Below are 21,999 nucleotides of genomic sequence, written 5' to 3' on the forward strand. Positions count from 1 at the left end.
ACCCTATATGCTCCCCCAAGGCATGAGGGAGGTCGTTGTGGCCGAGACACGTACCAAGATTGCAGAGGTCGATCCCGTCTGGGTTCGGATCCGCGAAGAGGCGCGCGAAGCGATCGCGACCGAGCCGCTTCTGGGGGGCGTGGTGCATTCGAGCATCCTGCACCATGACACGCTGGAAAAGGCGCTGGCCTACCGCGTTTCGCTGAAGCTGAGTTCGGGCGAGATGCCGGACCAGTTGCTGCGGGAGATCTGTGACGAGGCGCTGGAAAGCGATCCGTCGCTGGGGCAGGCGGCGCGGGCCGACATGATGGCGGTCTATGACCGTGACCCGGCCTGCCACAGGTTCCTGCAGCCGATGCTGTTTTTCAAGGGATTCCAGGCACTTCAGGCCTATCGCATCGCGCATTGGCTGTGGCGCGAGGGGCGCAAGGACCTTGCCTATTTCTTCCAGATGCGCGCGTCCGAAGCGTTCGGCGTGGATATTCATCCCGCCGCCCGGCTGGGCCGCGGCATCATGATCGACCACGCCCATTCCATCGTGATCGGCGAGACGGCCGTTGTTGGTGACAACGTGTCGATGCTGCATTCGGTCACGCTGGGCGGGACCGGCAAGGAAGAGGAAGACCGGCATCCCAAGATCGGCAATGGCGTGCTGATCGGCGCGGGTGCGAAGGTGCTGGGCAATATCAGCGTCGGCCATTGCTCGCGGATCGCGGCGGGGTCGGTCGTGTTGCAGGACGTGCCGCCGATGAAGACGGTGGCGGGTGTCCCCGCGCGCATCGTCGGCGAGGCCGGATGCGCCCAGCCATCCATCACGATGGACCAGATCCTGTCATCCGGCGCCTGAGCGGTTGCATCATCGGAATTCGAAAGGCCGGGGCATGTCCCCGGCCTTTTTGCCTTACGCGAGCATCACCATCGGGTTTTCGAGGTTTTCGACGATGGCCTTCAGAAGGTCCGCGCCGAGCGCCCCGTCGATGACCCGGTGATCGACGCTGAGGGTGACCGACATCACGGTTGCCACCGTCAGCTCGCCATCCTCCCCGACAACCGGTTTCTTCACGCCCGCGCCCACGGCGAGGATCGCGCCATGCGGCGGGTTGATGACGGCGTCGAAATTGTCGATGCCGAACATGCCGAGGTTCGAGATCGCGAAGCTGCCGCCCTGATATTCGTGCGGCGCCAGTTTGCGGTCGCGCGCGCGGGTGGCGAGGTCCTTCATTTCAGCCGAAAGGGCCGAGAGCGATTTCATGTCAGCATCTCTCAGCACCGGCGTGAACAGGCCGCCTTCGATGGCGACGGCGACGGCCACGTCGGACGGTTTGAGCCGGATGATCCGGTCGCCCGCCCAGACGGCGTTGGCATCGGGCACCGTTTGAAGCGCCAGCGCGCAGGCCTTGATGATGAAGTCGTTGACCGACAGTTTCACCCCGCGCGGCTCCAGCTGCTTGTTGAGTTGCGAGCGGAACTTGAGCAGCGCGTCGAGCTTGATGTCCCGACGCAGGTAGAAATGCGGGATGGATTGCTTGGCCTCGGTCAGGCGGGCGGCAATCGTTTTCCGCATCCCGTCAAGAGGCACGTCCTCGGTTTCGCGGTCGGCATAGATCTTGGCGATGGCATCCGCCGACGGCCCGGAGGCGAGGGCCGGGGCAGGGGCCGCGGCGGCAGCCGGAGCCTCGGCCTTGGCGGCGGCGGGCTTAGCCGCGCCGGGCGTGGCGCTTTCGACATCCGCCTTCACGATCCGGCCATGCGGGCCCGACCCGGTGATCTGCGACAGGTCGAGGCCCTTGTCCTTGGCGATCCGCCGCGCGAGCGGGGACGCGAAGATGCGGTCACCCTTTTCTGCCGGTGCATCAGATGCGGGCGCGTCGCCGCGTCCATACCCCTTGGCCGGTTCGGTCGCGTCAGAGGCTTCGGCAGGTGTGGCGTTCGACGACGCGTCGGCCTTGGCCGGTTCGGACACGTCGCCGATGTCATCGGCGCTTTCACCGTCTTCCAGAAGGACCGCGATGGGCGTGTTGACCTTTACGCCCTCGCTGCCTTCGGCGACGAGGATCTTGCCCACCGTGCCTTCGTCCACCGCCTCGAATTCCATCGTGGCCTTGTCGGTTTCAATCTCGGCCAGAAGGTCGCCGGACGACACGGTGTCGCCTTCCTTCACGAGCCACTTTGCCAGCGTGCCCTCTTCCATGGTGGGCGACAGGGCGGGCATGAGGATTTGAGTTGGCATCTGTCCCGCTCCTTACCGGTAGGTCACTTTGTGCACGGCTTCGATCACCTCGGCCGTGGTCACCAGCGCCAGCTTTTCGAGGTTCGCAGCATAGGGCATCGGCACGTCCTTGCCGGTGCAGTTGATGACCGGCGCGTCGAGGTAGTCGAACGCCTCTTGCATGAGCACGGCCGAGATGTGGTTGCCGATGGAGCAGACGGGGAAGCCTTCCTCGATCGTGACGCAGCGATTGGTCTTCATCACCGACTTGATGACGGTGCCCGTGTCCATCGGGCGCAGCGTGCGGAGGTCGATGACCTCGGCGCTGATCCCGTCTTCGGCAAGCTTTTCAGCGGCTTGCAGGGCGTATTGCATCCCGATCCCGAAACTCACCAGCGTGACGTCGGTGCCTTCGCGCCAGATGCGGGCCTTGCCGAAGGGGATGGTGAAATCGTCCATGTCGGGCACGTCGAAGGACCGGCCATAGAGGATCTCGTTCTCGAGGAAGATCACCGGGTTGGGATCTTGGATCGCGGTTTTCAGCAGGCCCTTGGCGTCCGAGGCCGAGTAGGGCTGCACCACCTTGAGACCCGGAATGTGGCTGTACCACGCCGCGTAATCCTGGCTGTGCTGGGCGGCGACGCGCGCCGCCGCGCCATTCGGGCCGCGGAAGACGATGGGACAGCCCATCTGGCCGCCTGACATGTAAAGCGTCTTGGCGGCGGAGTTGATGATCTGGTCGATCGCCTGCATGGCGAAGTTGAAGGTCATGAACTCGACGATCGGTTTGAGGCCACCGAAGGCCGCGCCGACGCCGATGCCGGTGAAGCCGTGTTCGGTGATCGGCGTGTCGATCACGCGCTTCGAGCCGAATTCGTCCAGCAATCCCTGACTGACCTTGTAGGCGCCCTGGTACTCGGCCACCTCCTCGCCCATCAGGAACACGCCGGCATCGCCGCGCATCTCTTCGGCCATGGCATCACGCAATGCCTCGCGCACGGTCTGCTGTTTCATCGCGGTGCCTTCGGGCCAGTCCGGAGAGGCGTCCGTTTCCGGCGCTTTCGGGGCGGCGGGCGTCGCCGCGTTGGCTTTCGCCTCGGTCTTGCCTTCCTCGCCCGACAGGGCGGCGGGGGCAGGGGCCGACGAGGCGCTGGCCGTGTCGGGAACGTCTTCGCCTTCCTCGACGAGGATCGCGATGGGCGTATTGACCTTCACGCCTTCGCTGCCCTCGGCGACCATTATCTTGCCGATCACGCCTTCATCGACGGCTTCGAATTCCATCGTGGCCTTGTCGGTTTCGATCTCGGCCAGGATGTCGCCGGACGACACGGTGTCGCCTTCCTTCACCAGCCATTTCGCAAGCGTGCCCTCTTCCATTGTGGGCGACAGCGCGGGCATCAGAATTTCGGTTGCCATTTATTCGGTTCCTCCCGCTGGCGAAATCATTCCGACAACGTTTCCTTCTCCATCCTCGACGTAGGCGCAGCGGCCGACGCCGGGATAATCTTCGGGGGGCAGGGCCTCGGCCCCGCCGTTCGCCAGCGCCCATGCATAGCGTTCGTCGCAATCGGCGACGGCAAAGGTCATGGTGCCGCCGCGGATCGGCGATCCCGGCTCGGGCGCGGGACCCATCCGGGTCATCACGCCGCCCGACACGGGCTTTTCAACGCCGATGTCGTCGCCTTCGATCAAGTGATAGCCCATCTCCTCGGCGCCCGGCATGGGTGCGAAGGTCCAGCCGAAAAGGCCACCATAGAATGCCTTGGCGCGTTCCACATCGGTGGCGTGGATTTCGAAATGCGGCATGTCAGGCGACCTCGCCTTGCGGAAGTTCGTCCGCGTAGATGTCGGTATAAAGCTCGCTCACATCCGGCTCGGGGCTTTCCTTGGCGAACTCGGCCGACGCGTTGACGATCTGCTTGATCTCCTTGTCGATCGCCTTGAGGTCTTCCTCGGTCGCGTGCTTGCCTTCGATCAGCATCCTGCGAACGCTTTCGATGCAGTCATGCTCGTCGCGCATCTTCTGCACCTCTTCGCGGGTCCGGTATTTCGCCGGGTCCGACATCGAGTGGCCGCGATAGCGATAGGTCTTGATTTCAAGGATATAGGGGCCGTCACCGGCGCGGCAGTGGGCCACCGCCTTCTCGCCCGCTTCCTTCACCTTCAGCACGTCCATGCCGTCGACCTCCTCTCCCGGAATGCCGAACGCCTCGCCGCGGGTGTAAAGCGCGGGCGTGGAGGTGGAGCGCCGTTGCGCGGTGCCCATGGCGTACTGGTTGTTCTCGATCACGAAGATCACCGGCAGTTTCCACAGGGCCGCCATGTTGAACGTCTCGTAGATCTGGCCCTGGTTGGCGGCGCCGTCGCCGAAATAGGCAAAGGTCACGCGCCCGTTTTCAAGGTATTTGTCGGCGAATGCGAGGCCCGCGCCGATCGGCACCTGCGCGCCGACGATGCCGTGCCCGCCGTAGAAGTGTTTCTCGCGGCTGAACATGTGCATCGAGCCGCCCTTGCCCTTGGAATAGCCGCCCTCGCGCCCGGTCAGTTCGGCCATCACGCCGTTGGGGTCCATCCCGCAGGCCAGCATGTGGCCGTGATCGCGGTAGGAGGTGACGCGCTTGTCGCCCTCTTCCGCGGCGGCTTCGAGGCCGACGACAACCGCTTCCTGTCCGATGTAGAGGTGGCAGAACCCGCCGATCAGTCCCATGCCGTAGAGCTGGCCGGCTTTCTCCTCGAACCGGCGGATCAGCAGCATGTCTTTGTAATAAGACGTCAATTCCTCGGCAGAGATGTTCGATTTCTTGCTTGTTTTGCGTGCGGCCATGGGGCGGCGACTCCTCCACTGCAAAAGTAGTTTAGCATTAAACTATCTTAGTTCTTGGCGGCCCGCGAGACAAATCTTTGCCGTAGCGGCAACCGCATTTCAGGTATGCACAGAACGCATGCAGTGCGTTTGCGTTCCAACAACCGGAAAATTCTGGAAGATGCGGGGGCGCGGCGCCTATTGCACCACGATTTCATCCTGCCGGATCAGGCCCAGCACGTCGCGGGCCTGCTGGTCGAGCAGGTCAAGATCGAGCCACGTGTCGCTGAGCCGGTGGGTCAGGTTTTCCATCACCGCCACCTCGGCCTGCAAAAGCGCCAGTTCGTCGGCAAGCGCGCGGGCGTCGCTTTCGATCTCGGCCCGCCGGAAGACGCCGAAATCGCCCTGCACGGCGGCGAATGTGAAATAGAGCGAGACACAGAACGCAAGGCTGAAGAAGATCAGCGGTCCCAGGCTGGGGCGAGCGGAGTTCATCTGGTCTGCCTCTGGTTCGCGCGCCGTTTCCCGGCGCTTTCGGCCACTGTGCCAGATTGCGAATCGGATGGGAATCCCCTGATTCGCAAGGGACGCGGGAACGTGCCGACGCGCCACACCCGGTGCACAGTTGCCTCGCACGGGGGCTAGGGCCTACACTCGATCCATGACATCCACCCGCGATCTGGCGACCCACCGGGTCGAAAACCAGCCCGATCCCGGCACCGTGCCGGGATTGTGGGCAGATGACGCGATGTTGCGGCGCTGCCTTGCGGGCGCGGGCGGTGATGCGAGGGCGGCCGGAACCTTTGCCGAAACCCTGCAAACGCCCGAAATGCGGGACGCGGCGGAGGCGGCGCGGCGCGATCTCCCCCGGCTCGACCTGTTCGGCCGCGACGGCGCGCGGCGCGACCAGGTCGCCTACAGCCCCGGATATCACGCGGTTCACGCCGCCGGGCGGGCGGCGGGGTATCACGCGGTTGCGTGGGAGGGGGCGGCGGGCGGCCACGCCACCCATGCCGCGATGGTTTACCTGCTGAGCCAGGTGGAACCCGGCATCTGCTGCCCGCTGACCATGGCCTATGCCGGGGTGCCCGCGCTGCAAGGCGCGGGGCGTGACGATTGGGCAGCCAAGCTGATGGACCGCGGATACGACCCGCGCGCCGTGCCCGAGGCGGAAAAGCCGGCGCTGACACTCGGCATGGCGATGACGGAAAAGCAAGGCGGATCGGACGTGCGCGCCAATTCCACGCGGGCCGAACCGGCGGACGGGGCGTGGCGGCTGACGGGGCACAAATGGTTCTGCTCGGCGCCGATGTCGGACGGGTTCCTGACACTGGCGCAGACGAAGGCGGGGCTCAGCTGCTTCCTCGTGCCGCGCTGGCTGGAGGACGGGCCGAACGGCATCCGCCTGCAGCGGCTGAAGGACAAGATGGGCAACGTCGCCAATGCCTCGTCCGAGATCGAGTATGACGGCGCGCGGGCCGAGATGCTGGGCGAGGATGGCGAGGGCGTGCGCACGATCATCGAGATGGTGCATCACACGCGGCTCGACACCGCGATGGCCCCGGCGGCGCTGATGCGCGCGGCGGTGGCGCAGGCGACATGGTGGGTCGAGGGGCGGCAGGCCTTCGGTGCGACGCTGATCGACCAGCCGCTGATGCAGCAGGTGCTGGCCGACCTCGTGCTCGACGCCGCCGCCGCGACGGCGCTGGGGTTCCGCATCGCGCGGGCTTTCGACGGTGCCGGTGAAGCGGACCGCGCCTTTGCCCGGATCGGCGTGGCGATCGCGAAATTCATCAACAACAAGCGCTGCATCGCCGTCGTGGCCGAGGCGATGGAGGTGCTGGGCGGCATGGGATACGTCAACGACACGCCCATGCCGATGCTGTATCGCGAGGCGCCGCTGAACTCGATCTGGGAAGGGTCGGGGAACGTGATCTGCCTCGACATCCTGCGCACGCTGGCGCGGGAGCCGCGCGCGGCAGAGGCACTGGACGCGGTCCTTGATGCCGCGCGCGGGCAGCATGCGGGGTTCGATGCCGCGCTGGAACGTCATCGCGCCACGTCCGGCAACGGCCCGGACCCGGCGGGCGCGCGCGGGTTCGCGCTCGACCTCGGTGAACTCCTGTCCGCCGCCGCGCTGCTGGATGCCGCGCCCGGACCGCTGGCGGACGGCTACCTCGCGCGGCTGGGCCAGCGGCGCGACGTGGCGGGGGCGGGGGGGATGGCCGGGGCAGACCGCATCCTTGGCGCGTGGCTCGACAAAACGTGATCGCGGAAGGGTGCGAGTTTATCATGCACCCCGTAGGCAAGGCCCCGGCAAACTGGCAGTCTGACCCAAAGGCAACCAAACAGGGAGAAGCCCATGCGATACCTCATCGCCGCAATGGCCCTCGCGCTACCGACCAGCGGTTTTGCCGCCGGGGAACGGATCAGCGTGACCGGCGAAATCATCGACACCTGGTGTTACTATTCCGGCGTGATGGGCGGTCCCGATGCCGTCGTCGGCACCGCGCACCACACCTGCGCGCTGTGGTGCTCGGCGGGGGGTATCCCGGTGGGCCTTCTGGGCGATGACGGGCAGGTCTACATGGTCCTGAAGATCGAGGGCGATGACGGCTCTGCCTCGGGCGACACGCAACTCTCGCTCGCCAGCCACCAGGTGACCGCCGACGGGATGCTGTATGAACGCGACGGACTGAAATACATCGTGGTCGAACAGGTGGTGAGCGAGGGGATCACGAACCTGTCGCATCTCGACTACGACGTCGTGCCGCCCTTTGCCGTCCCGAAACCCAAGAACTGAGGAGCGTGAGACCATGAAACACTGGATTGCAGCAGCACTCGCGCTGGTCGCCGCACCGCTGGCGGCGCAGGATTTCTCGGAAGGGTCCGAGGCGCGGTCATGGAACCTCTATGCCGAGCAGCCCGCGCTGTTCGAAGCCAAGGTCGTCGACATCCTGTGCGAGTTGACGGGCGATTGCCCCGACAATTGCGGCGACGGGCGGCGGCAGCTTGGCCTCGTACGCGCGGCGGACAACGTGCTTGTCTTCCCCAACAAGAACTCGCAACCGGCCTTCACCGGCGCGGCGCTGGAATTGTTGCCCTATTGCGGGCAGGACGTCGAAGTGGACGGCCTGATGATCGAGGACCCGGACCTTGGCGCGACCAATGTCTACCTCGTCCAGAAGATCCGCACCGTGGGGGCCGAAGAGTGGGTCAAGGCGAACACCTGGACCAAGAAATGGGCCGCCGCCAACCCCGAAGCCAAGGGCAAGGGCCCGTGGTTCCGGCGCGACCCACGCGTCAACGCCGCGATCGAGGCGGACGGGTACCTGGGCCTCGGGGTCGAGGAAGAGGCCGAGTTCATCAAGGGCCTGCACGAATGAGGTTGCTCGCGGCGGCGCTGGCGCTGTGGGGCGGCATGGCCGCCGCGCACGGGACCGAGGTGCATTCCGACACCTCCGGCGCCCCGGAAGGTCGCGTCGCCGCGGCGGACTTGCCCAAGGCGGTGACCCCGCTGCCTTGGGACCTTGGCGGGCCGTTCGCGCTGGTCGATCACACCGGCGCCGCGCGGACAGAGGCCGAACCGCAAGGCCGCATGCAGCTGCTGTTCTTCGGCTACGCGACCTGTCCGGGCATCTGCTCGGCGGCCTTGCCGCTGATGGCCGAGATGGCGGAGGGCCTCTCCGAACGCGGGGTGGAGGTGGTGCCCGTGATGGTCACCATCGACCCCAAGCTCGACACGGTGGACACGATGGGGCCGGCCTTGGCGGAATACAGCCCGCGAATTGTCGGCCTGACCGGCACGGAAGAGGCGTTGCAGGTCGCCTATGACGCCTATCGCGTGGAATTCGAGCACCTGTTCGACGACCCGGAGCATGGCCCGATCTATTCCCACGGCGCGCATATCTACCTGCTGAGCGGCGCGGGCGAGGTGCTGACACTGTTGCCGCCCGTGCTGCCGGCGGAACAGGCGGTTGCCATCGTGTCGCGCTATGCGGGGGAAGGCTGAAATGTCGGTGCTGACACGTCGCAACCTGATGCTGGCCGCGGGCGCCGCGGCGGCGGGCGGCTTTGCCGTCTGGACCCTGCAGCCCGAATTCGAAGGGGCCGAGATGACGCCGGAAGAAGCGCATGCCGCCGCCTCCTCTGGCGACATCCTGCTGATCGACATCCGCCGCCCCGACGAATGGAAGCTGACGGGCGTGGGCGCGGGCGCGGCACCGCTCGACATGCGGCGCGACGATTTCGTCGCCGCGCTGACGGCGCTGGCCGAAGGCGACACCGCCCGGCCCATCGCGCTGATCTGTGCGCGCGGCGTGCGGTCGGCGCGCATGTCGCGCAGGCTGGAACAGGCGGGGTTCACCCGCATCATCGACGTGCCCGAGGGAATGCTGGGGTCACGCGCCGGGCCGGGATGGCTGAAACGCGGGCTTCCGGTAGTAGAAGGGTGAGGCTCGTCAGGCTCTTGCAAGCCTGCCTCGCGGCGGTGGTCCTCGCCCCGGCGGCATGGGCACAGACCTGCGGCGGGGTCGATGCGCCCTGCGAGATCGCGGAAGGCTCCTATCACATCGTCCTGCCCGAGGGCGAAGGCCCGTACCCGGTGATGATGTTCCTGCACGGGTTTCGCGGGCAGGCCGCGTCGCTTGTCCGCAATGGCGGCACGTCGCGGCGTGCGACGGAACGCGGCTGGGCCTATATCGCGCCGCAGGGCCTGACGCGCCCGAACGGGCAAGGCACCAGCTGGTCCTTTCATCCCAACTGGCCGCCGCAGCGGGACGAGACGGCGTTCTTCGACGCCGTCCTCGCGGACGCGGCAGAGCGGTTCGGCGTGGACCCGGATCGCGCGGTGTTGGCGGGCTTTTCCATCGGCGGGTCGATGGTGACCTATGCCGCCTGCGCGCGGCCTGACCAGTTCATGGCCTATGCACCGGTGAGCGGATCGTTCTGGCGCCCGCATCCCGTCGATTGCGCCGGTCCGGTGCGGCTCTTGCACACCCATGGCTGGCGCGACGGCACCGTGCCGCTGGAAGGTCGCTACCTTGGCGAGCGCAACGGCATGGCCTTTCACCAGGGCGACGCCTTCTACGCGATGGACCTGTTCCGCACCGAGAACGGATGCCGCCAGACCCGGCCCTCGGCCTTCGAGGTGGGAGAGACGTTCTGGCGGCGGCGCTGGGAAGACTGCGCGCCGGGAAGCGCGCTGGAATTCGCGCTTTTCGCCGGGGGGCACGGCGTTCCGCCGGGATGGGCCGACATGGTGCTGGACTGGGCCGAAAGCCTGCCGCTGCGTCCCTAACATTTCCGGCACTCCTGAAATCCTGCAGCACAAAATGACAAATCGTTGACAAATTGTCAGCGTTGAGGCCATCTCCACCTGCCGGAAGCGGGAGGGCGCGATGAGTGGACGTTGGGAGTTCTGGATCGACCGGGGCGGGACCTTCACCGACGTGGTCGCGCGCACGCCCGACGGCGCGATCCTGACCCACAAGCTGCTCAGCGAGAACCCCGAACGTTATGCCGATGCGGCGGTCGAAGGCATCCGCCAGTTGACCGGCACGAAAGGCGCCTTTGCCGACAACCTGATCGGCGCGGTCAAGATGGGCACGACCGTCGCGACCAACGCGCTGTTGGAGCGCAAGGGGGAGCGGGTTCTGCTGCTCATCACCCAAGGCTTCCGCGACCTGCTGAAGATCGGCTACCAGACGCGCCCGCGCCTGTTCGACCTCGCCATCAAGCGTCCTGACCTGTTGTACGACCGGGTGGCCGAACTGCCCGAGCGGCTGGATGCCGAGGGAGAGGTGCTGACGCCGCTGGACGAGGATGCGACCCGCGCGGCATTGCAGGACGCCTTCGACGACGGCATCCGCGCCGTCGCCATCGCGGGTTTGCACGCCTACCTCAACCCCGTGCACGAGGCCCGCGCGGCCGAAATCGCGCGCGAGATCGGGTTCACACAGGTCTCCACCAGTGCCGAGGTGTCGCGGCTGGCGAAGCTCGTCGGGCGGGGCGATACGACGGTGGTCGATGCCTACCTCTCGCCGATCCTGCGGCGCTATGTCGACCAGGTCTCGGGCGCGCTGGACCTCGGGCGGGCGGCGCAGGCGCTTTACTTCATGCAGTCGAATGGCGGGCTGACGGATGCGCAGCTGTTCCAGGGCAAGGACGCGATCCTCAGCGGCCCGGCGGGCGGTATCGTCGGCATGGTCCAGACAGCCGGCGCCGCGGGATACGACCGGCTGATCGGCTTCGACATGGGCGGCACCTCGACCGATGTGAGCCACTACGCGGGCGATTACGAACGCAGTTTCGAGACCGAGGTCGCGGGCGTGCGGATGCGTGCGCCGATGATGGACATCCACACCGTGGCGGCAGGCGGCGGGTCGATCTGCACCTACCGCGACGGCCGGTTCCAGGTGGGCCCGGAAAGCGCGGGCGCCGATCCCGGACCCGCCTGCTACCGCCGGGGCGGGCCGCTGACGGTCACCGATTGCAACGTGATGCTGGGCAAGCTGAACCCGGCCCATTTCCCCGCCGTGTTCGGCCCCGGCGGCGACGAACCGCTGGATGCCGACGCGGTGCGCACCCGGTTCGAGTCGCTGGCGCAGGAGGTGGCCGCCGATACAGGTGCCGCCCCCCTCTCGCCCGAGGAGATGGCCGAAGGCTTCCTCAAGATCGCGGTCGACAACATGGCCAACGCCATCAAGAAGATCAGCGTCGAGCGCGGGCATGACGTGACCGGATACACCCTGCAGTGTTTTGGCGGGGCGGGGGGGCAACATGCCTGCCTCGTGGCCGATGCGCTTGGCATGACGCGCGTGTTCCTGCACCCGCATGCCGGGGTGTTGTCGGCCTATGGCATGGGTCTTGCCGACATCCGCGCCCTGCGGGAAGCGCAGGTCGATGCACCGCTGGAAGACATCGCGGCAGCGGAACGCGCGCTGGAGAGGGTCGCGTCGGAGGCCGAGGAGGAAGTGCGCGCGCAAGGCATCGACGATGTGCGGACGCTGGCGCGCGCGCATCTGCGCTATGACGGATCGCACCAGGCGCTGGAGGTTGAATGGGGCGCGACCGATGCCATGAAAGCGGCTTTCGAAGACGCGCACCGCGCGCGGTTCGGCTTTGCCTCGCCGGAACGCGCGGTCCTGTTCGACATGGTCAGTGTCGAGGCCGTGGGCGCAACCGGAGAGGCCCCGGCACCCGCGCCGGTGGGCGAAGGTGCGGGCATCCGCGCGCGGCTGAGCGTCGTGTTCGAGGGGCAGGCGCAGGACACGCCGCTATACGCGCGCGACGACATGGCGACCGGTCAGCGCATCGACGGACCCGCCATCATCACCGAGGCGACCGGCACCAACGTGATCGAACCGGGTTGGGCGGCTGAGGTCGACGCGATGGGCAACCTGATCCTCACCCGCACCACCGCAAAGGCCCGCGTGCAGGCGGCGGGAACCAAGGCGGATCCGATCCTGCTGGAAGTCTTCAACAACCTCTTCATGTCGGTGGCCGACCAGATGGGCGCAACGCTCGCCAACACGTCATGGTCGGTCAACATCAAGGAACGCTACGACTTTTCCTGCGCGATCTTCGATGCCGAGGGCGACCTGGTGGCGAACGCCCCTCACGTGCCGGTGCACCTCGGGTCGATGTCGGATTCGATCAAGACGGTGATGCGCCTCAACCCCGACGTGGCCGAGGGCGACGCCTACATGCTCAACTCGCCCTTCAACGGTGGCACGCATCTGCCGGACGTGACGGTTGTCACGCCGGTCTTCGTGGGTGGCACGCCGGTCTTCTGGCTGGGTTCTCGCGGGCACCATGCCGATATCGGCGGGCGCACGCCCGGATCGGCCCCGCCGGACAGCACCCATATCGACGAGGAAGGCGTGCTGATCGACAACGTCAAGCTGGTGGACCGCGGGCGGCTGCTTGAGGAAGAGGCTGAATCCGTCCTCCGCTCGGGCCGGTATCCATGCCGGAACGTGAGCCAGAACATGGCCGACCTGAAGGCGCAGGTGGCGGCGAACGAGACCGGGCGGCAGGGGCTGTTGAAGGTGGTCGAGCGTTACGGGCTCGACGTCGTGAAGGCCTATATGGGCCACGTGCAGGACAATGCCGAGGAAAGCGTGCGCCGGGTGATCGACCGGCTGACAGACGGCACATTCGACTACCCCATGGACGAAGGCGCGCGGATCCGCGTGAAGGTCACGGTCGATCGTGCGGCGCGGTCGGCGCGGATCGATTTCACGGGCACCTCGCCGCAGCAGGCCGGCAATTACAACGCGCCGAAATCGATCAGCCGGGCGGTGGTGCTGTATGTCTTCCGCACCATGGTGGGGGCGGCGATCCCTTTGAACGAAGGGTGCCTCAAACCGCTCGACATCGTGGTGCCGGAAGGGTCGATGCTGAACCCCGAATACCCGGCCGCCGTGATCTCCGGCAATACCGAGGTCAGCCAGGCGGCCTGCAACGCGCTTTACGGTGCGCTGGGCGTGATCGCGGGCAGCCAGGCGACGATGAACAACTTCGTCTGGGGCAATGACGACTTCCAGAACTATGAGACGATCTGCGGCGGGACGGGCGCGGGGCCGGGGTTCGACGGCTGCGACGCGGTGCAGACGCACATGACCAACACCCGCTCGACCGATCCCGAGATCCTCGAAAATCGCTTCCCCGTGCGGCTGGAGCATTGGAGCGTGCGGGATGGCTCGGGCGGCAAGGGGCGCTGGCGCGGCGGGCACGGCTGCACGCGGCTCCTGCGATTCCTCGTGCCGGTGACGGTCACCACGCTCTGCTCGCACCGGGTGGTGCCGCCGTTCGGCGTCGAAGGCGGGTCACCGGGCGCGGTGGGCGTCGATTGGGCCGAGATGCCGGACGGGCGGCGCATCGACCTGAAAGGCAATGACGAGATCGACCTGCCCGCAGGCGCGGTGTTCGGGATGCAGACCCCCGGTGGCGGTGGTTGGGGCGCATAAAGTTCGTACGAACTTTATGCGTGGGAGAATTTTCCTGCGAAAATTCTCCCACGCGTCATTCGGCCGGCGTGACCTGGTCCAGCATGGCGCGGAACTGCGCGCGGGACCGGCGGGCAAGGCGGATGATGCGTGGCGCGTCGAGGATCTCGGGCGTTGCCATCCACCGCCGCGTGATCCGCCAGCGTGTCAAATCGATCCCCGAGGCCAGCGACAGGGGCACCGCGAAGGCAAGGCTGATCGCGATGGGCAAGAGCCACAGCGACACGACGCCCAGCCCCATCCCGAGCATCAGGAGCCAGCCGCTGACGGTTTCCAGCGCGTGGAACTTGGCCACGGTCCACAGCCCGTAACTGCCCCCCTTGCGCGCCTGCGGTGCCCATGACGGCTGCACCCCGGTCAGGCAGCGCAAGACCGCCACCAGTTGCTGCACCATCATGATCGGCGCGAAGAGGATCGAGGCCGCGACCTCCAGCACGAAGGACAGCGCGAACTGCGCCCATCCACCCAGCCGCGCGGGCGTCATCCCCGTCATCCACAGCGACGCCGCGCCCATCACCTTGGGTGCCAGCAGCATCCCGTACATGAAGACGAGGATCAGCAGGGACGACACGCCCGACATCTCGGGCCATTCGGGGTAGAGCGGGTTGTCGTCCGAGAAGTAGCGGATCACGCTGTTGTCGCCATTGCCCAGAAGCGCCCAGATCACCAGCAGGATGAACCAGATGGGCGACAACAGGTAGCTGACCGCGCCGTTCAGCAGGTGGAACCGCGACACCGCGTGAAACCCGCGCGTGCCCAGAAGCATCAGGTGCTGCAGGTTGCCGTGGCACCAGCGTCGGTCGCGCAGGGCAAAGTCGATGAGCGTGGCGGGGGGTTCCTCGTAGGACCCCTTGATCTCGGGCAAAAAGCGCACGGCCCAGCCGGCGCGGCGCAGAAGGCCCGCCTCGACGAAATCGTGGCTCAGGATCAGGCCGCCCTTGCCGCGCAGCGACGGCATGGCAGGCAGGCCCGCGCAGGCGGCGAACGCACGCGTGCGGAGGATCGCGTTGTGGCCCCAGTAATTGCCCTCGCTATCGGTCCAGCTGGCCAGCCCGTGTGCCAGAAGCGCGCCGCATATGGCCGAGGAAAACTGTTGCACCCGGCCAAAGAGCGTATTCGACCCGATCAGCGCCGGGGCGGACTGGATCAGGCCCGCCGACGGGTCGGCGGCCATTTCGTCGGCCAGTCGCGTCAGCGCCTCGGCCGACATCAGGCTGTCGGCATCCAGCACCACCATCGCGTCATACGCCCCGCCCCAGCGGCGGGTCCAGTCGGCGATGTTGCCGCTTTTCTTTTCCGTGTTCCGGGCGCGGCGGCGGTACCAGACGGGCGGGCCGTTGGGTAGCGTGGCGCGCAGGGCGGCAAACGCCGCGCGCTCGATCCCGGCAAGGCGCGGTTCCTGCGTGTCGGACAGGATGAACAGCTCGAACGCGTGGGCTTTTCCGGCCTCGGCCAGTGCCCGCATCATCGCGGCGGCGTTGCCGAAGACCTCTGCCGGGTCCTCGTGATAGATCGGGACCAGCAGCGCGACGCGCAACGCATCAGGCTGCGCATCCGTCGCGGCAGGGCGCTGCATGGCCAGACGGACAAGGCCCACCGTGGCGGTGCTGACCGCAAGGCAGATCCAGAAGAAGGTGAGGGCAACCAGCCCCACAAGCACCCATTCCAGCCACGCAAACCCGTCATCGGCACGCCAGCGGGCAAAGGTGCCCGTCATCCACGCCGTTGTGCCAAGCGCGGGCAGGAAGATCGCCGCGCGCCACGCCCAGATCTGGGCGGCCGCCACGATGCCGGGGGCGGATGCGTCGTACTCGGCCCGGTCCAGCGCCTGCACGGGCTGTGCCAGCGGCGCCTCGGGCGGGACATCCGCCGTAGAAAGCGGAGCGGTCACGCCGTCCATCGATACAGCCAAACTTCGGAAACCGAGGCATGGTCGCGCATCAGCTGCGCGCGCAATTCCATCGACCGCGCCTCACCCGGTTCGAAACTGAAGGCCAGCCGTGGGCCGCCGGTTTCAGGGTTCGTCTGCAAGATACCTTCGGACACCTTGCCGCGGTTGCTGGAGGTGTGGATGACCAGATCGTCCCAGTCCTCGCCCAAGGCAGGATGCGGTTCGAAATCGATCGCTGCGGTGATCTTTTCCTTGAACACATGGCCACGCCCCATGCGCGTGTTCAGAACCCGCGCCACATCCTTCACGCGCGGCGCGTCGTCGGTCCACGTCATGCGATAGCTGAGGCTGTGTTCCGACCCCGCCGCCAGCGGCTCGCGCGGGCGCCAGTAGGCGACGATATTGTCGTAGATTTCCTTGTCCGTCGGGATTTCGACCAGCGTGACGGCGCCTTTTCCCCAAGCCTCTCCCGGCGTGATCCAGAGCGTCGGGCGCTTGTGGTAAAGCGCTTCGAGGTCGGCAAAATCGGAAAAGCCGCGCGCGCGTTGTCCAAGCCCGAAACCCTGCGGATCGGTGTCGACAAAGCTCGACACCTGCAATTCGCGCGGGTTGGCGAGCGGTCGCCACAGCGCCTCGCCATTGCCGTTCAGGACGGTCAGCCCGTCGCTGTCATGTACGGCGGGGCGGAAATCGTCGAACCCCGTGCGGTTCGTCTCGTCGAAGAAGAACATCGACGTCAGGGGCGCGATGCCCAGGTTGTCGAGCGCCCGGCGCGGCCAAAGCGTGACGCGCACGTCGACGATGGCGTCGTCGCCCGGCGTCAGGTCGAAATGGTAGATGCCTGTGACCGAGGGGCTTTCCATCAGGGCGTGAACGCGGTGCATCGTTGCATCCGCGTCGGGGCGTTCGACCCAGAACCGGGTGAAGTCGGGAAATTCCTCTCCCATCTTGCCGGCGGTGTCGATGGCGAGGCCGCGGGCCGACAGGCCATAGACCTCCCCCTTGCCGATCACCCGGAAATAGCTGGCGCCCTGGAAGACGGCGTATTCCTGGAAATTGCCGTCACCGGTCAGGGGGGTGCGCAGGCGCAGGCCGGAATAGCCGCCGACGCCGTCAAGCGGCAGGTCCGGCGCGCGGTCGGTCTTGTCGAAGAGGTCCCAGTCGAATCCCAGTTCGCGGGCGATCCCGTCCTCGACCACGGCGACGCGCACGGGCGAGGGAAAGTAGAGGCCGGGGTGGAAGAGGTCGACGCGCAGCGGCGCATCGGTGCCCGACCAGACGGCCTTTTGCGTGTTGAACCAGATCGACTTGTATTCGTCATAGCTCATCTTCTGCCACGCGTCGGGCACCATGGGGCGCGGCTGGTAAGGGCGTGCAGCGATCTTGCGCGCCATCATGTTCAGCAGCGCCTCGCTGAACGGTGCCTCCGACACGACGCGCGGTCCCATGCCTCCACCACCGCTGCCCACGGCGGCGGCGGGCGTGGCCGCCACGGCGGCCAGCAGGCGCAGGACCTCGCGCCGGATCACTTGCGCACCTTCCACGGCTGCGACTTGTAAAAGCCCGCGATGTAGGCGCAGCCGATGATCAGGCCGAAGCCGGCGAGGTTCACACCCGCGTTGATCCACGGATCACGCACGAGCCGCCCGCTGTCCGACAGGGTCGAGGTCTCGTCGAGCCACACGCCCAGAAGCCGCGCCAGCAGCATCGAGAAGACGAAGACCGCCAGTGATTGCTGCCCGACCTTCACGATCAGCCGCATCACCGGCTGCAGCGCGTCATGCGCTGTCAGGCGCGCGCCGCCGGGGCCCACGAGAACCCATGCAAGGTAGGCCAGCGCCAGCATGTGCAGATAGCGCAGGAGGCCGAAATCGGTCTTGTGCGCCAAGACGCCCATGTCGCGCCGCCAGCCGCGCAGGGTATCGCGCACCGGGTCCCACCACTCGGGCAGCCACCCGAAATTGCGCAGGCCCACGGACGAGAAGAAGAACGACCAGACGACGAAAACCACGGCGAGGCCGATCAGCCAGCGGTTCACCGGCGGGGTGGGGATCCAGCCGATCATCAGGGCGAAGCCGGTAAAGAAGGCCAGTTGCCACCCGAACGGGTTGAAGAACCACGGCCGCGCGTTCGAACCTTCGGGGAACCACAACTGCGCGGGCAATTGCAGGGGCGTGATGTCACCGTCCTGCCACAGCTCGGCAATTTCAAGGTTCGCGGCCAGCCACACCGCGCCCACGAACAGCGCCACCAGCCGCACGTCGATCCGCGCCAGCGCCATGACCAGCGGGATCATGGCGAGGATCACGAGGTACATCGGCAGGATGTCGAAATAGTTGGGCACATAGGTCAGCGTCATGAGGCCGATCACGTTGCCCTCGGGGTTGTTGAGGAAGGGGTAGAGGTTCAGCTGCCCGACATAGTCGCGCAGGTCGAACCCCAGCGCGTTGACGGCCAGCATGGTGGCGAGGATCACCATGAAGAGGCCGATATGCGCCCAGTAGACCTGCCAGACGCGGAAGCTGATGCGCAGGCTGCCCCAGCCCAGTCCACGGGTCTGGAACAGCTTGCCGAAGGCAATGGCGCTGGCCATGCCCGAGCAGAAGACGAACATCTCGGTCGCGTCCGACCAGCCCCAGCGCGCCGGGATCCAGCGCGTCCACAGGTTGCCCGGCGTATGGGCGAGAAGGATGATGAACATCGCGATGCCGCGGAAGAAATCCAGCCGGATATCGCGCACTTTCTGTACGGGCGTCGCCATGGTGGCCGCGTTTTGCGGGATTGCGTGGGGATCGGCAAGGCTCGCCATGGCGGGCTATTCCGCCGGAAGCCGGTCATGCGCGGACCATGGGCCGCGGGCATCTGCGATCAGGTCCATCCGAACCGTGGCAAAGCGATCCTCGCGGCCCGCGCGGCGGCGGGTGCGGTCACGCAGGATGTCCTCGGCCTCGTCGAGGAATCCGGCGCGGATGCCCGCGTCGATCGTCAGGCGTTCGAACACGTCGCGCTGGGCATGGCTGCCGCCGGCCTGCTGCATCGTGCCGCGCGCATGGGCGAGGTTCAGAAACGCGCTGCGGTAATCCCCGTCGCCAAACGCTTCGAGCCCGGTCGCGGCGCTGAGGCCCGGACGCGCCATGCGCGCCGTGATCTCTGTTCTGGAGGTGGCCCGCGCATCGGCATGCAGTCGTTTGAGCATCGTGCCCACGGCCGCCTCCCGCCGCCCGCCGACCAGCGCCAGCATGTAGTGCAGATCGGCGAAGATCAGGCAGCCGTCTTCGGTCCGGTTGGCACACAGGTCCGCCAGTTCCTCCCACCGGTCGCCGACCTCGACGCCATCAAGCTCCAGCCGGGATAGCAGCGATGTCGCGTTCGAGATGTCGCGGTAATCGTCGGTCTTCTCGGCCCGGATCTGGTCGTCGTATAGGGCGAGCACGGTTGCGGTCTCCCCCTGGTCGAGATGCATCAGCGCCTTGTGCCACCAGACGTGGTAGCGGAAATTGTTGCAATGTGCCCAGGCCGCTTCCCGCCCGGTCAGCCAGCCGAGGCCCGCGCGGGAATTGCCCGTCATGTCATGCACATGCGCAACCGCATGCAGCCCCCATGCGTCGTCGGGGCACAGCGAAAGCCCCATCCGGCCCGCGGTTTCGGCCTGTTCGTACTCCCCGGTCTCTTCCAGCGCGAAGGCATAGCATCCCATCAGGTAGCCGCGCGCAGGGTGGTCTGGCGCGTAATGCGGCAGGACCGCCTCGATCGAGGCGCGCATGCCCTTGCTGTCACCCAGAACGAAGCGGATCGCGTGGCCAAGCTTCATGGCAAAGGCGTCTTCGGGATGGGTGGCGAGGATCACCTCCATCTCGGCCACGGCCTGGCTCGGACGCCCGGCAAGGTAGGCCGTCAGTGCACGGACCACGCCGATCTCGCGGTCGGTCGGCGGGATGCGGTCGGCGGCGGCAAGGGCGGCGGCGTGCGCCTCTTGCGCGGTGTCCATCAATTCGCGCCGGCCCAGCAGGACGTAGAACAGGCCCTTGGCGGCGTGGGCCATGGCAAAATCGGGATCGGCCGCCAGCGCCGCGCCCAGATGTTCGGGCGCCGCTGCCGAATGGGCAAGAAAGGCGGTCACCAGGCTGTCCCACGCCTTGCCGGCATCGGGACTGGACACGGTTACGGGGTAGCCGAACTGGTCATGGTGCATCGCTCAACTGTCCTTGCTGCCAAAGCGGTCCAAGGTGGCGTAGCGTGCCGTACCCCCGTCGCACAATCCTTGCATATGCAACATCACCATGTCGTGACAGGGTGTGAGCCGGAACCTGCCCGGCGCCCCCCGCATATCCCGCAACACTTTGCCGATGGCGCGTTTTTCGCGGCGCGGCTCATGGATTGCCCGCGTTTTGGGCGATCTGCGAAAAGACCGTGTCAAGCTCGGCGGCGAGGTCCGACAAGGCCAGACCGCCCTCGTCGAAATAGGGGGCGAAGACCGCCGTGGGGGTCTTGTAGCTGAGCGTGGCCGTGCCGTCGGCGTTCTCGGTCACGTACAGGCGGATCGGTGCCTCGATCCCCGCCGCGACGGATGCGTCGAGCATCCGGCGGGCGTAATCGTTGCGATACAGCCCGAAGACGCGGTTGCCGGGGATCGTGTGCCCCTGCATCCGCGCGCCATCGCTGGCGCTGGCCTGTGTCACGATGTTGATGGGCGCGTCCTTCACCGCCGCGCGCACCCGCTGGACGAGGTCGGCATAGGTATGGATCGTGGGCAAGACGACCCATCCGTCGCGCGGTTCAAGCGCGGCGGCGGGCGACAGTGACAGGGCAAGAAACAGGGCGGCGAGCAGGGGGCGCATGGCGGTTCTCCGGTCTTGGGTGACGCCTGCCTTGTCCCAACTTACCGCCGATGCACCAAATCAACTCGCCGCGATCACGGGTCGAGGGAGGACAGGACCTCGTCGGTATCCGCACCGACCGAAGGTGGCGGGCGGCGGTAGGTGACGGGCGTGGCCGAGAAGTTGAGCGGATTGCCCAAGAGCGTCACCGCCCCGTCCGCGCTGCCCGGCACGGGCATCGACACCGTCATGCCCCGCGCCTGCGCCTGGTCCGATCCAAGCGCCTGCGCCACGTCGTTGACCGGGCCGACCGGTACCTTGCGCGCTTCAAGCCCCGCGATCACCGCGTCCATGGCGTGCTGACGCATGGCGTCGGCGATCATCGGCTCCAGCCGCGCGCGGTTGTTCAGGCGGGCGGTGTTGGTGGCGAAATCCGGGTCGTCGGCCCAGCCGGGCTGGCCGAGGAAATCGCAGAAGCGCGCGAACTGCGCGTCGTTGCCCACCGCGACAATCACGTGCCCGTCGGAGGTTGCAAAGACGTCGTAGGGCACGATGTTCACATGCGCGTTGCCGATCCGCGACGGCACATTGCCCGAGGTCAGGTAATTGGTGCCCTGGTTGATCAGCCACGCCATTTGCGTGTCCACCAGCGCGAGGTCGATGTGCTGGCCTTCGCCCGTCCGGTCGCGGTGGCGCAGCGCGGCGAGGATGCCGACAGTCGCGTACATCCCGCACATCACGTCCGCGATGCCCACGCCGACCTTCATGGGCGGTCTGTCGGCCTCTCCGGTCAGCGACATGATCCCGCCATAGCCCTGCGCCATCAGGTCGTATCCGGGCTTGTCGCGGTTCGGTCCGGTTTGCCCGAACCCGCTGATCGAACAATAGACAAGGCCCGGATGCGCCGCGCAGAGCGTCGCGTGATCCAGCCCGTACTTGGCCAGCCCGCCGGGTTTGAAATTCTCGATCACCACATCGGCGCGGGCGGCGAGCTTGCGGATGGTCTCCTGCCCCTCGGCAGACGCAAGATCGACCGTCACGGATTTCTTGTTGCGGTTGGCGCACATGTAGTAGGCCGACAAATCCGTCGGCTGTCCGTCTTCGCCCATCACGTAAGGTGGCCCCCAGCCGCGCGTATCGTCGCCTTTGCCCGGCGCCTCGATCTTGATGACCTCGGCCCCCAGATCGCCCAGAAGCTGCGTGCAGGTCGGCCCGGCGAGGATGCGCGACAGGTCCAGCACGAAAAGTCCGTCCAGCGGTCCCGGCAT

19 protein-coding genes are annotated in these 21,999 nt (G+C 66.7%); 8 read left to right on the plus strand and 11 right to left on the minus strand.

All coding sequences use genetic code 11. The features are described 5' to 3' along the window. The first annotated feature begins 22 nt into the window (after positions 1-22). Complete coding sequence (gene cysE, locus ATO11_RS14930) at positions 23-847, plus strand: serine O-acetyltransferase (protein WP_423212713.1); 825 nt, start codon at positions 23-25, stop codon at positions 845-847. 54 nt (positions 848-901) lie between these two features. On the opposite strand, the gene ATO11_RS14935 is transcribed toward cysE, so the two are convergent. The 5 genes from ATO11_RS14935 to ATO11_RS14955 all read right to left on the minus strand — a co-directional run bounded on the left by ATO11_RS14935 (position 902) and on the right by ATO11_RS14955 (position 5,507). Then, the gene (locus ATO11_RS14935; protein WP_050531715.1) at positions 902-2,230 is read right to left on the minus strand and encodes a pyruvate dehydrogenase complex dihydrolipoamide acetyltransferase; all 1,329 of its coding nucleotides are present in this window, start codon (positions 2,228-2,230) and stop codon (positions 902-904) included. 12 nt (positions 2,231-2,242) lie between these two features. Then, complete coding sequence (locus ATO11_RS14940; protein ID WP_050531716.1) at positions 2,243-3,625, minus strand: pyruvate dehydrogenase complex E1 component subunit beta; 1,383 nt, start codon at positions 3,623-3,625, stop codon at positions 2,243-2,245. Beyond that, positions 3,626-4,015, minus strand: a complete 390-nt coding sequence (locus ATO11_RS14945; RefSeq protein WP_050531717.1) for a VOC family protein — start codon at positions 4,013-4,015, stop codon at positions 3,626-3,628. A 1-nt stretch (position 4,016) separates the two neighbouring features. Then, the gene (gene pdhA / locus ATO11_RS14950; protein ID WP_050531718.1) at positions 4,017-5,033 is read right to left on the minus strand and encodes a pyruvate dehydrogenase (acetyl-transferring) E1 component subunit alpha; all 1,017 of its coding nucleotides are present in this window, start codon (positions 5,031-5,033) and stop codon (positions 4,017-4,019) included. A 177-nt stretch (positions 5,034-5,210) separates the two neighbouring features. After that, complete coding sequence (locus ATO11_RS14955) at positions 5,211-5,507, minus strand: FtsB family cell division protein (protein ID WP_050531719.1); 297 nt, start codon at positions 5,505-5,507, stop codon at positions 5,211-5,213. A 166-nt stretch (positions 5,508-5,673) separates the two neighbouring features. Between ATO11_RS14955 and ATO11_RS14960 the strand changes: the two genes are divergently transcribed. The 7 genes from ATO11_RS14960 (at position 5,674) to ATO11_RS14990 (ending at position 13,984) form a co-directional block, all read left to right on the plus strand. Then, a complete protein-coding gene (locus ATO11_RS14960) occupies positions 5,674-7,281 on the plus strand; it encodes an acyl-CoA dehydrogenase family protein (RefSeq protein ID WP_050531720.1) in 1,608 nt (535 codons plus the stop codon). Positions 7,282-7,374: 93 nt separating this feature from the next. Further along, on the plus strand, positions 7,375-7,815 hold the full coding sequence (locus ATO11_RS14965) for a hypothetical protein (RefSeq protein WP_050531721.1): 441 nt from the start codon (positions 7,375-7,377) through the stop codon (positions 7,813-7,815). Between the two features lie 13 nt (positions 7,816-7,828). After that, positions 7,829-8,398: a hypothetical protein gene (locus tag ATO11_RS14970; RefSeq protein ID WP_050531722.1), complete on the plus strand. Its 570-nt coding sequence runs from the start codon at positions 7,829-7,831 to the stop codon at positions 8,396-8,398. Next, entirely contained in the window at positions 8,395-9,024 is a 630-nt protein-coding gene (locus ATO11_RS14975) for an SCO family protein (RefSeq protein ID WP_050531723.1), read from the plus strand. The genes ATO11_RS14970 and ATO11_RS14975 overlap by 4 nt, the downstream gene beginning before the upstream one ends. 1 nt (position 9,025) lies before the next feature. Further along, complete coding sequence (locus tag ATO11_RS14980; protein ID WP_242601433.1) at positions 9,026-9,466, plus strand: rhodanese-like domain-containing protein; 441 nt, start codon at positions 9,026-9,028, stop codon at positions 9,464-9,466. After that, positions 9,463-10,311, plus strand: coding sequence for a CE1 family esterase (locus ATO11_RS14985; RefSeq protein ID WP_050531725.1), 849 nt, complete (start codon positions 9,463-9,465; stop codon positions 10,309-10,311). Before ATO11_RS14980 ends, ATO11_RS14985 begins: the two co-directional genes overlap by 4 nt. A gap of 100 nt (positions 10,312-10,411) precedes the next feature. After that, positions 10,412-13,984: a hydantoinase B/oxoprolinase family protein gene (locus ATO11_RS14990; protein ID WP_050531726.1), complete on the plus strand. Its 3,573-nt coding sequence runs from the start codon at positions 10,412-10,414 to the stop codon at positions 13,982-13,984. A 55-nt stretch (positions 13,985-14,039) separates the two neighbouring features. Here the strand turns inward: ATO11_RS14990 and mdoH are convergent, their stop codons facing one another. The 6 genes from mdoH to ATO11_RS15020 form a co-directional block, all read right to left on the minus strand. Then, positions 14,040-15,923: a glucans biosynthesis glucosyltransferase MdoH gene (mdoH, locus tag ATO11_RS14995; protein WP_050531727.1), complete on the minus strand. Its 1,884-nt coding sequence runs from the start codon at positions 15,921-15,923 to the stop codon at positions 14,040-14,042. Further along, positions 15,911-17,362 carry an OpgD/OpgG family glucan biosynthesis protein gene (locus tag ATO11_RS15000; RefSeq protein ID WP_423212714.1) on the minus strand — a complete coding sequence of 484 codons (1,452 nt, stop codon included), beginning with the start codon at positions 17,360-17,362 and terminating at the stop codon, positions 15,911-15,913. Before ATO11_RS15000 ends, mdoH begins: the two co-directional genes overlap by 13 nt. 77 nt (positions 17,363-17,439) lie before the next feature. Further along, positions 17,440-18,675: an OpgC family protein gene (locus ATO11_RS21690; RefSeq protein ID WP_242601435.1), complete on the minus strand. Its 1,236-nt coding sequence runs from the start codon at positions 18,673-18,675 to the stop codon at positions 17,440-17,442. Positions 18,676-18,729: 54 nt separating this feature from the next. Next, positions 18,730-20,106 (minus strand): tetratricopeptide repeat protein, encoded by a 1,377-nt coding sequence (locus ATO11_RS21695; RefSeq protein ID WP_050531730.1) that lies wholly within the window; start codon positions 20,104-20,106, stop codon positions 18,730-18,732. 178 nt (positions 20,107-20,284) lie between these two features. Continuing rightward, the gene (locus ATO11_RS15015) at positions 20,285-20,752 is read right to left on the minus strand and encodes a DUF302 domain-containing protein (protein WP_050531731.1); all 468 of its coding nucleotides are present in this window, start codon (positions 20,750-20,752) and stop codon (positions 20,285-20,287) included. A gap of 74 nt (positions 20,753-20,826) precedes the next feature. After that, positions 20,827-21,999: a CaiB/BaiF CoA transferase family protein gene (locus ATO11_RS15020; RefSeq protein ID WP_050531732.1), complete on the minus strand. Its 1,173-nt coding sequence runs from the start codon at positions 21,997-21,999 to the stop codon at positions 20,827-20,829.

The organism is Pseudaestuariivita atlantica (genome assembly GCF_001205715.1).
GTDB classification, from domain to species: Bacteria; Pseudomonadota; Alphaproteobacteria; order Rhodobacterales; family Rhodobacteraceae; genus Pseudaestuariivita; species Pseudaestuariivita atlantica.

Bases quoted from the DNA above. Each gene is read 5' to 3' on its own strand.
- cysE (WP_423212713.1), top strand. From the start codon at position 23: ATGAGGGAGGTCGTTGTGGCCGAGACACGTACCAAGATTGCAGAGGTC.
- ATO11_RS21695 (WP_050531730.1), bottom strand. From the start codon at position 20,106: ATGCACCATGACCAGTTCGGCTACCCCGTAACCGTGTCCAGTCCCGAT.
- ATO11_RS15000 (WP_423212714.1), bottom strand. From the start codon at position 17,362: ATGGGACCGCGCGTCGTGTCGGAGGCACCGTTCAGCGAGGCGCTGCTG.
- ATO11_RS21690 (WP_242601435.1), bottom strand. From the start codon at position 18,675: ATGGCGACGCCCGTACAGAAAGTGCGCGATATCCGGCTGGATTTCTTC.
- ATO11_RS15015 (WP_050531731.1), bottom strand. From the start codon at position 20,752: ATGCGCCCCCTGCTCGCCGCCCTGTTTCTTGCCCTGTCACTGTCGCCC.
- ATO11_RS14935 (WP_050531715.1), bottom strand. From the start codon at position 2,230: ATGCCAACTCAAATCCTCATGCCCGCCCTGTCGCCCACCATGGAAGAG.
- ATO11_RS14980 (WP_242601433.1), top strand. From the start codon at position 9,026: ATGTCGGTGCTGACACGTCGCAACCTGATGCTGGCCGCGGGCGCCGCG.
- ATO11_RS14965 (WP_050531721.1), top strand. From the start codon at position 7,375: ATGCGATACCTCATCGCCGCAATGGCCCTCGCGCTACCGACCAGCGGT.
- ATO11_RS14975 (WP_050531723.1), top strand. From the start codon at position 8,395: ATGAGGTTGCTCGCGGCGGCGCTGGCGCTGTGGGGCGGCATGGCCGCC.
- ATO11_RS15020 (WP_050531732.1), bottom strand. From the start codon at position 21,999: ATGCCGGGACCGCTGGACGGACTTTTCGTGCTGGACCTGTCGCGCATC.
- ATO11_RS14970 (WP_050531722.1), top strand. From the start codon at position 7,829: ATGAAACACTGGATTGCAGCAGCACTCGCGCTGGTCGCCGCACCGCTG.
- mdoH (WP_050531727.1), bottom strand. From the start codon at position 15,923: ATGGACGGCGTGACCGCTCCGCTTTCTACGGCGGATGTCCCGCCCGAG.
- ATO11_RS14955 (WP_050531719.1), bottom strand. From the start codon at position 5,507: ATGAACTCCGCTCGCCCCAGCCTGGGACCGCTGATCTTCTTCAGCCTT.
- ATO11_RS14960 (WP_050531720.1), top strand. From the start codon at position 5,674: ATGACATCCACCCGCGATCTGGCGACCCACCGGGTCGAAAACCAGCCC.
- ATO11_RS14945 (WP_050531717.1), bottom strand. From the start codon at position 4,015: ATGCCGCATTTCGAAATCCACGCCACCGATGTGGAACGCGCCAAGGCA.
- ATO11_RS14990 (WP_050531726.1), top strand. From the start codon at position 10,412: ATGAGTGGACGTTGGGAGTTCTGGATCGACCGGGGCGGGACCTTCACC.
- ATO11_RS14940 (WP_050531716.1), bottom strand. From the start codon at position 3,625: ATGGCAACCGAAATTCTGATGCCCGCGCTGTCGCCCACAATGGAAGAG.
- pdhA (WP_050531718.1), bottom strand. From the start codon at position 5,033: ATGGCCGCACGCAAAACAAGCAAGAAATCGAACATCTCTGCCGAGGAA.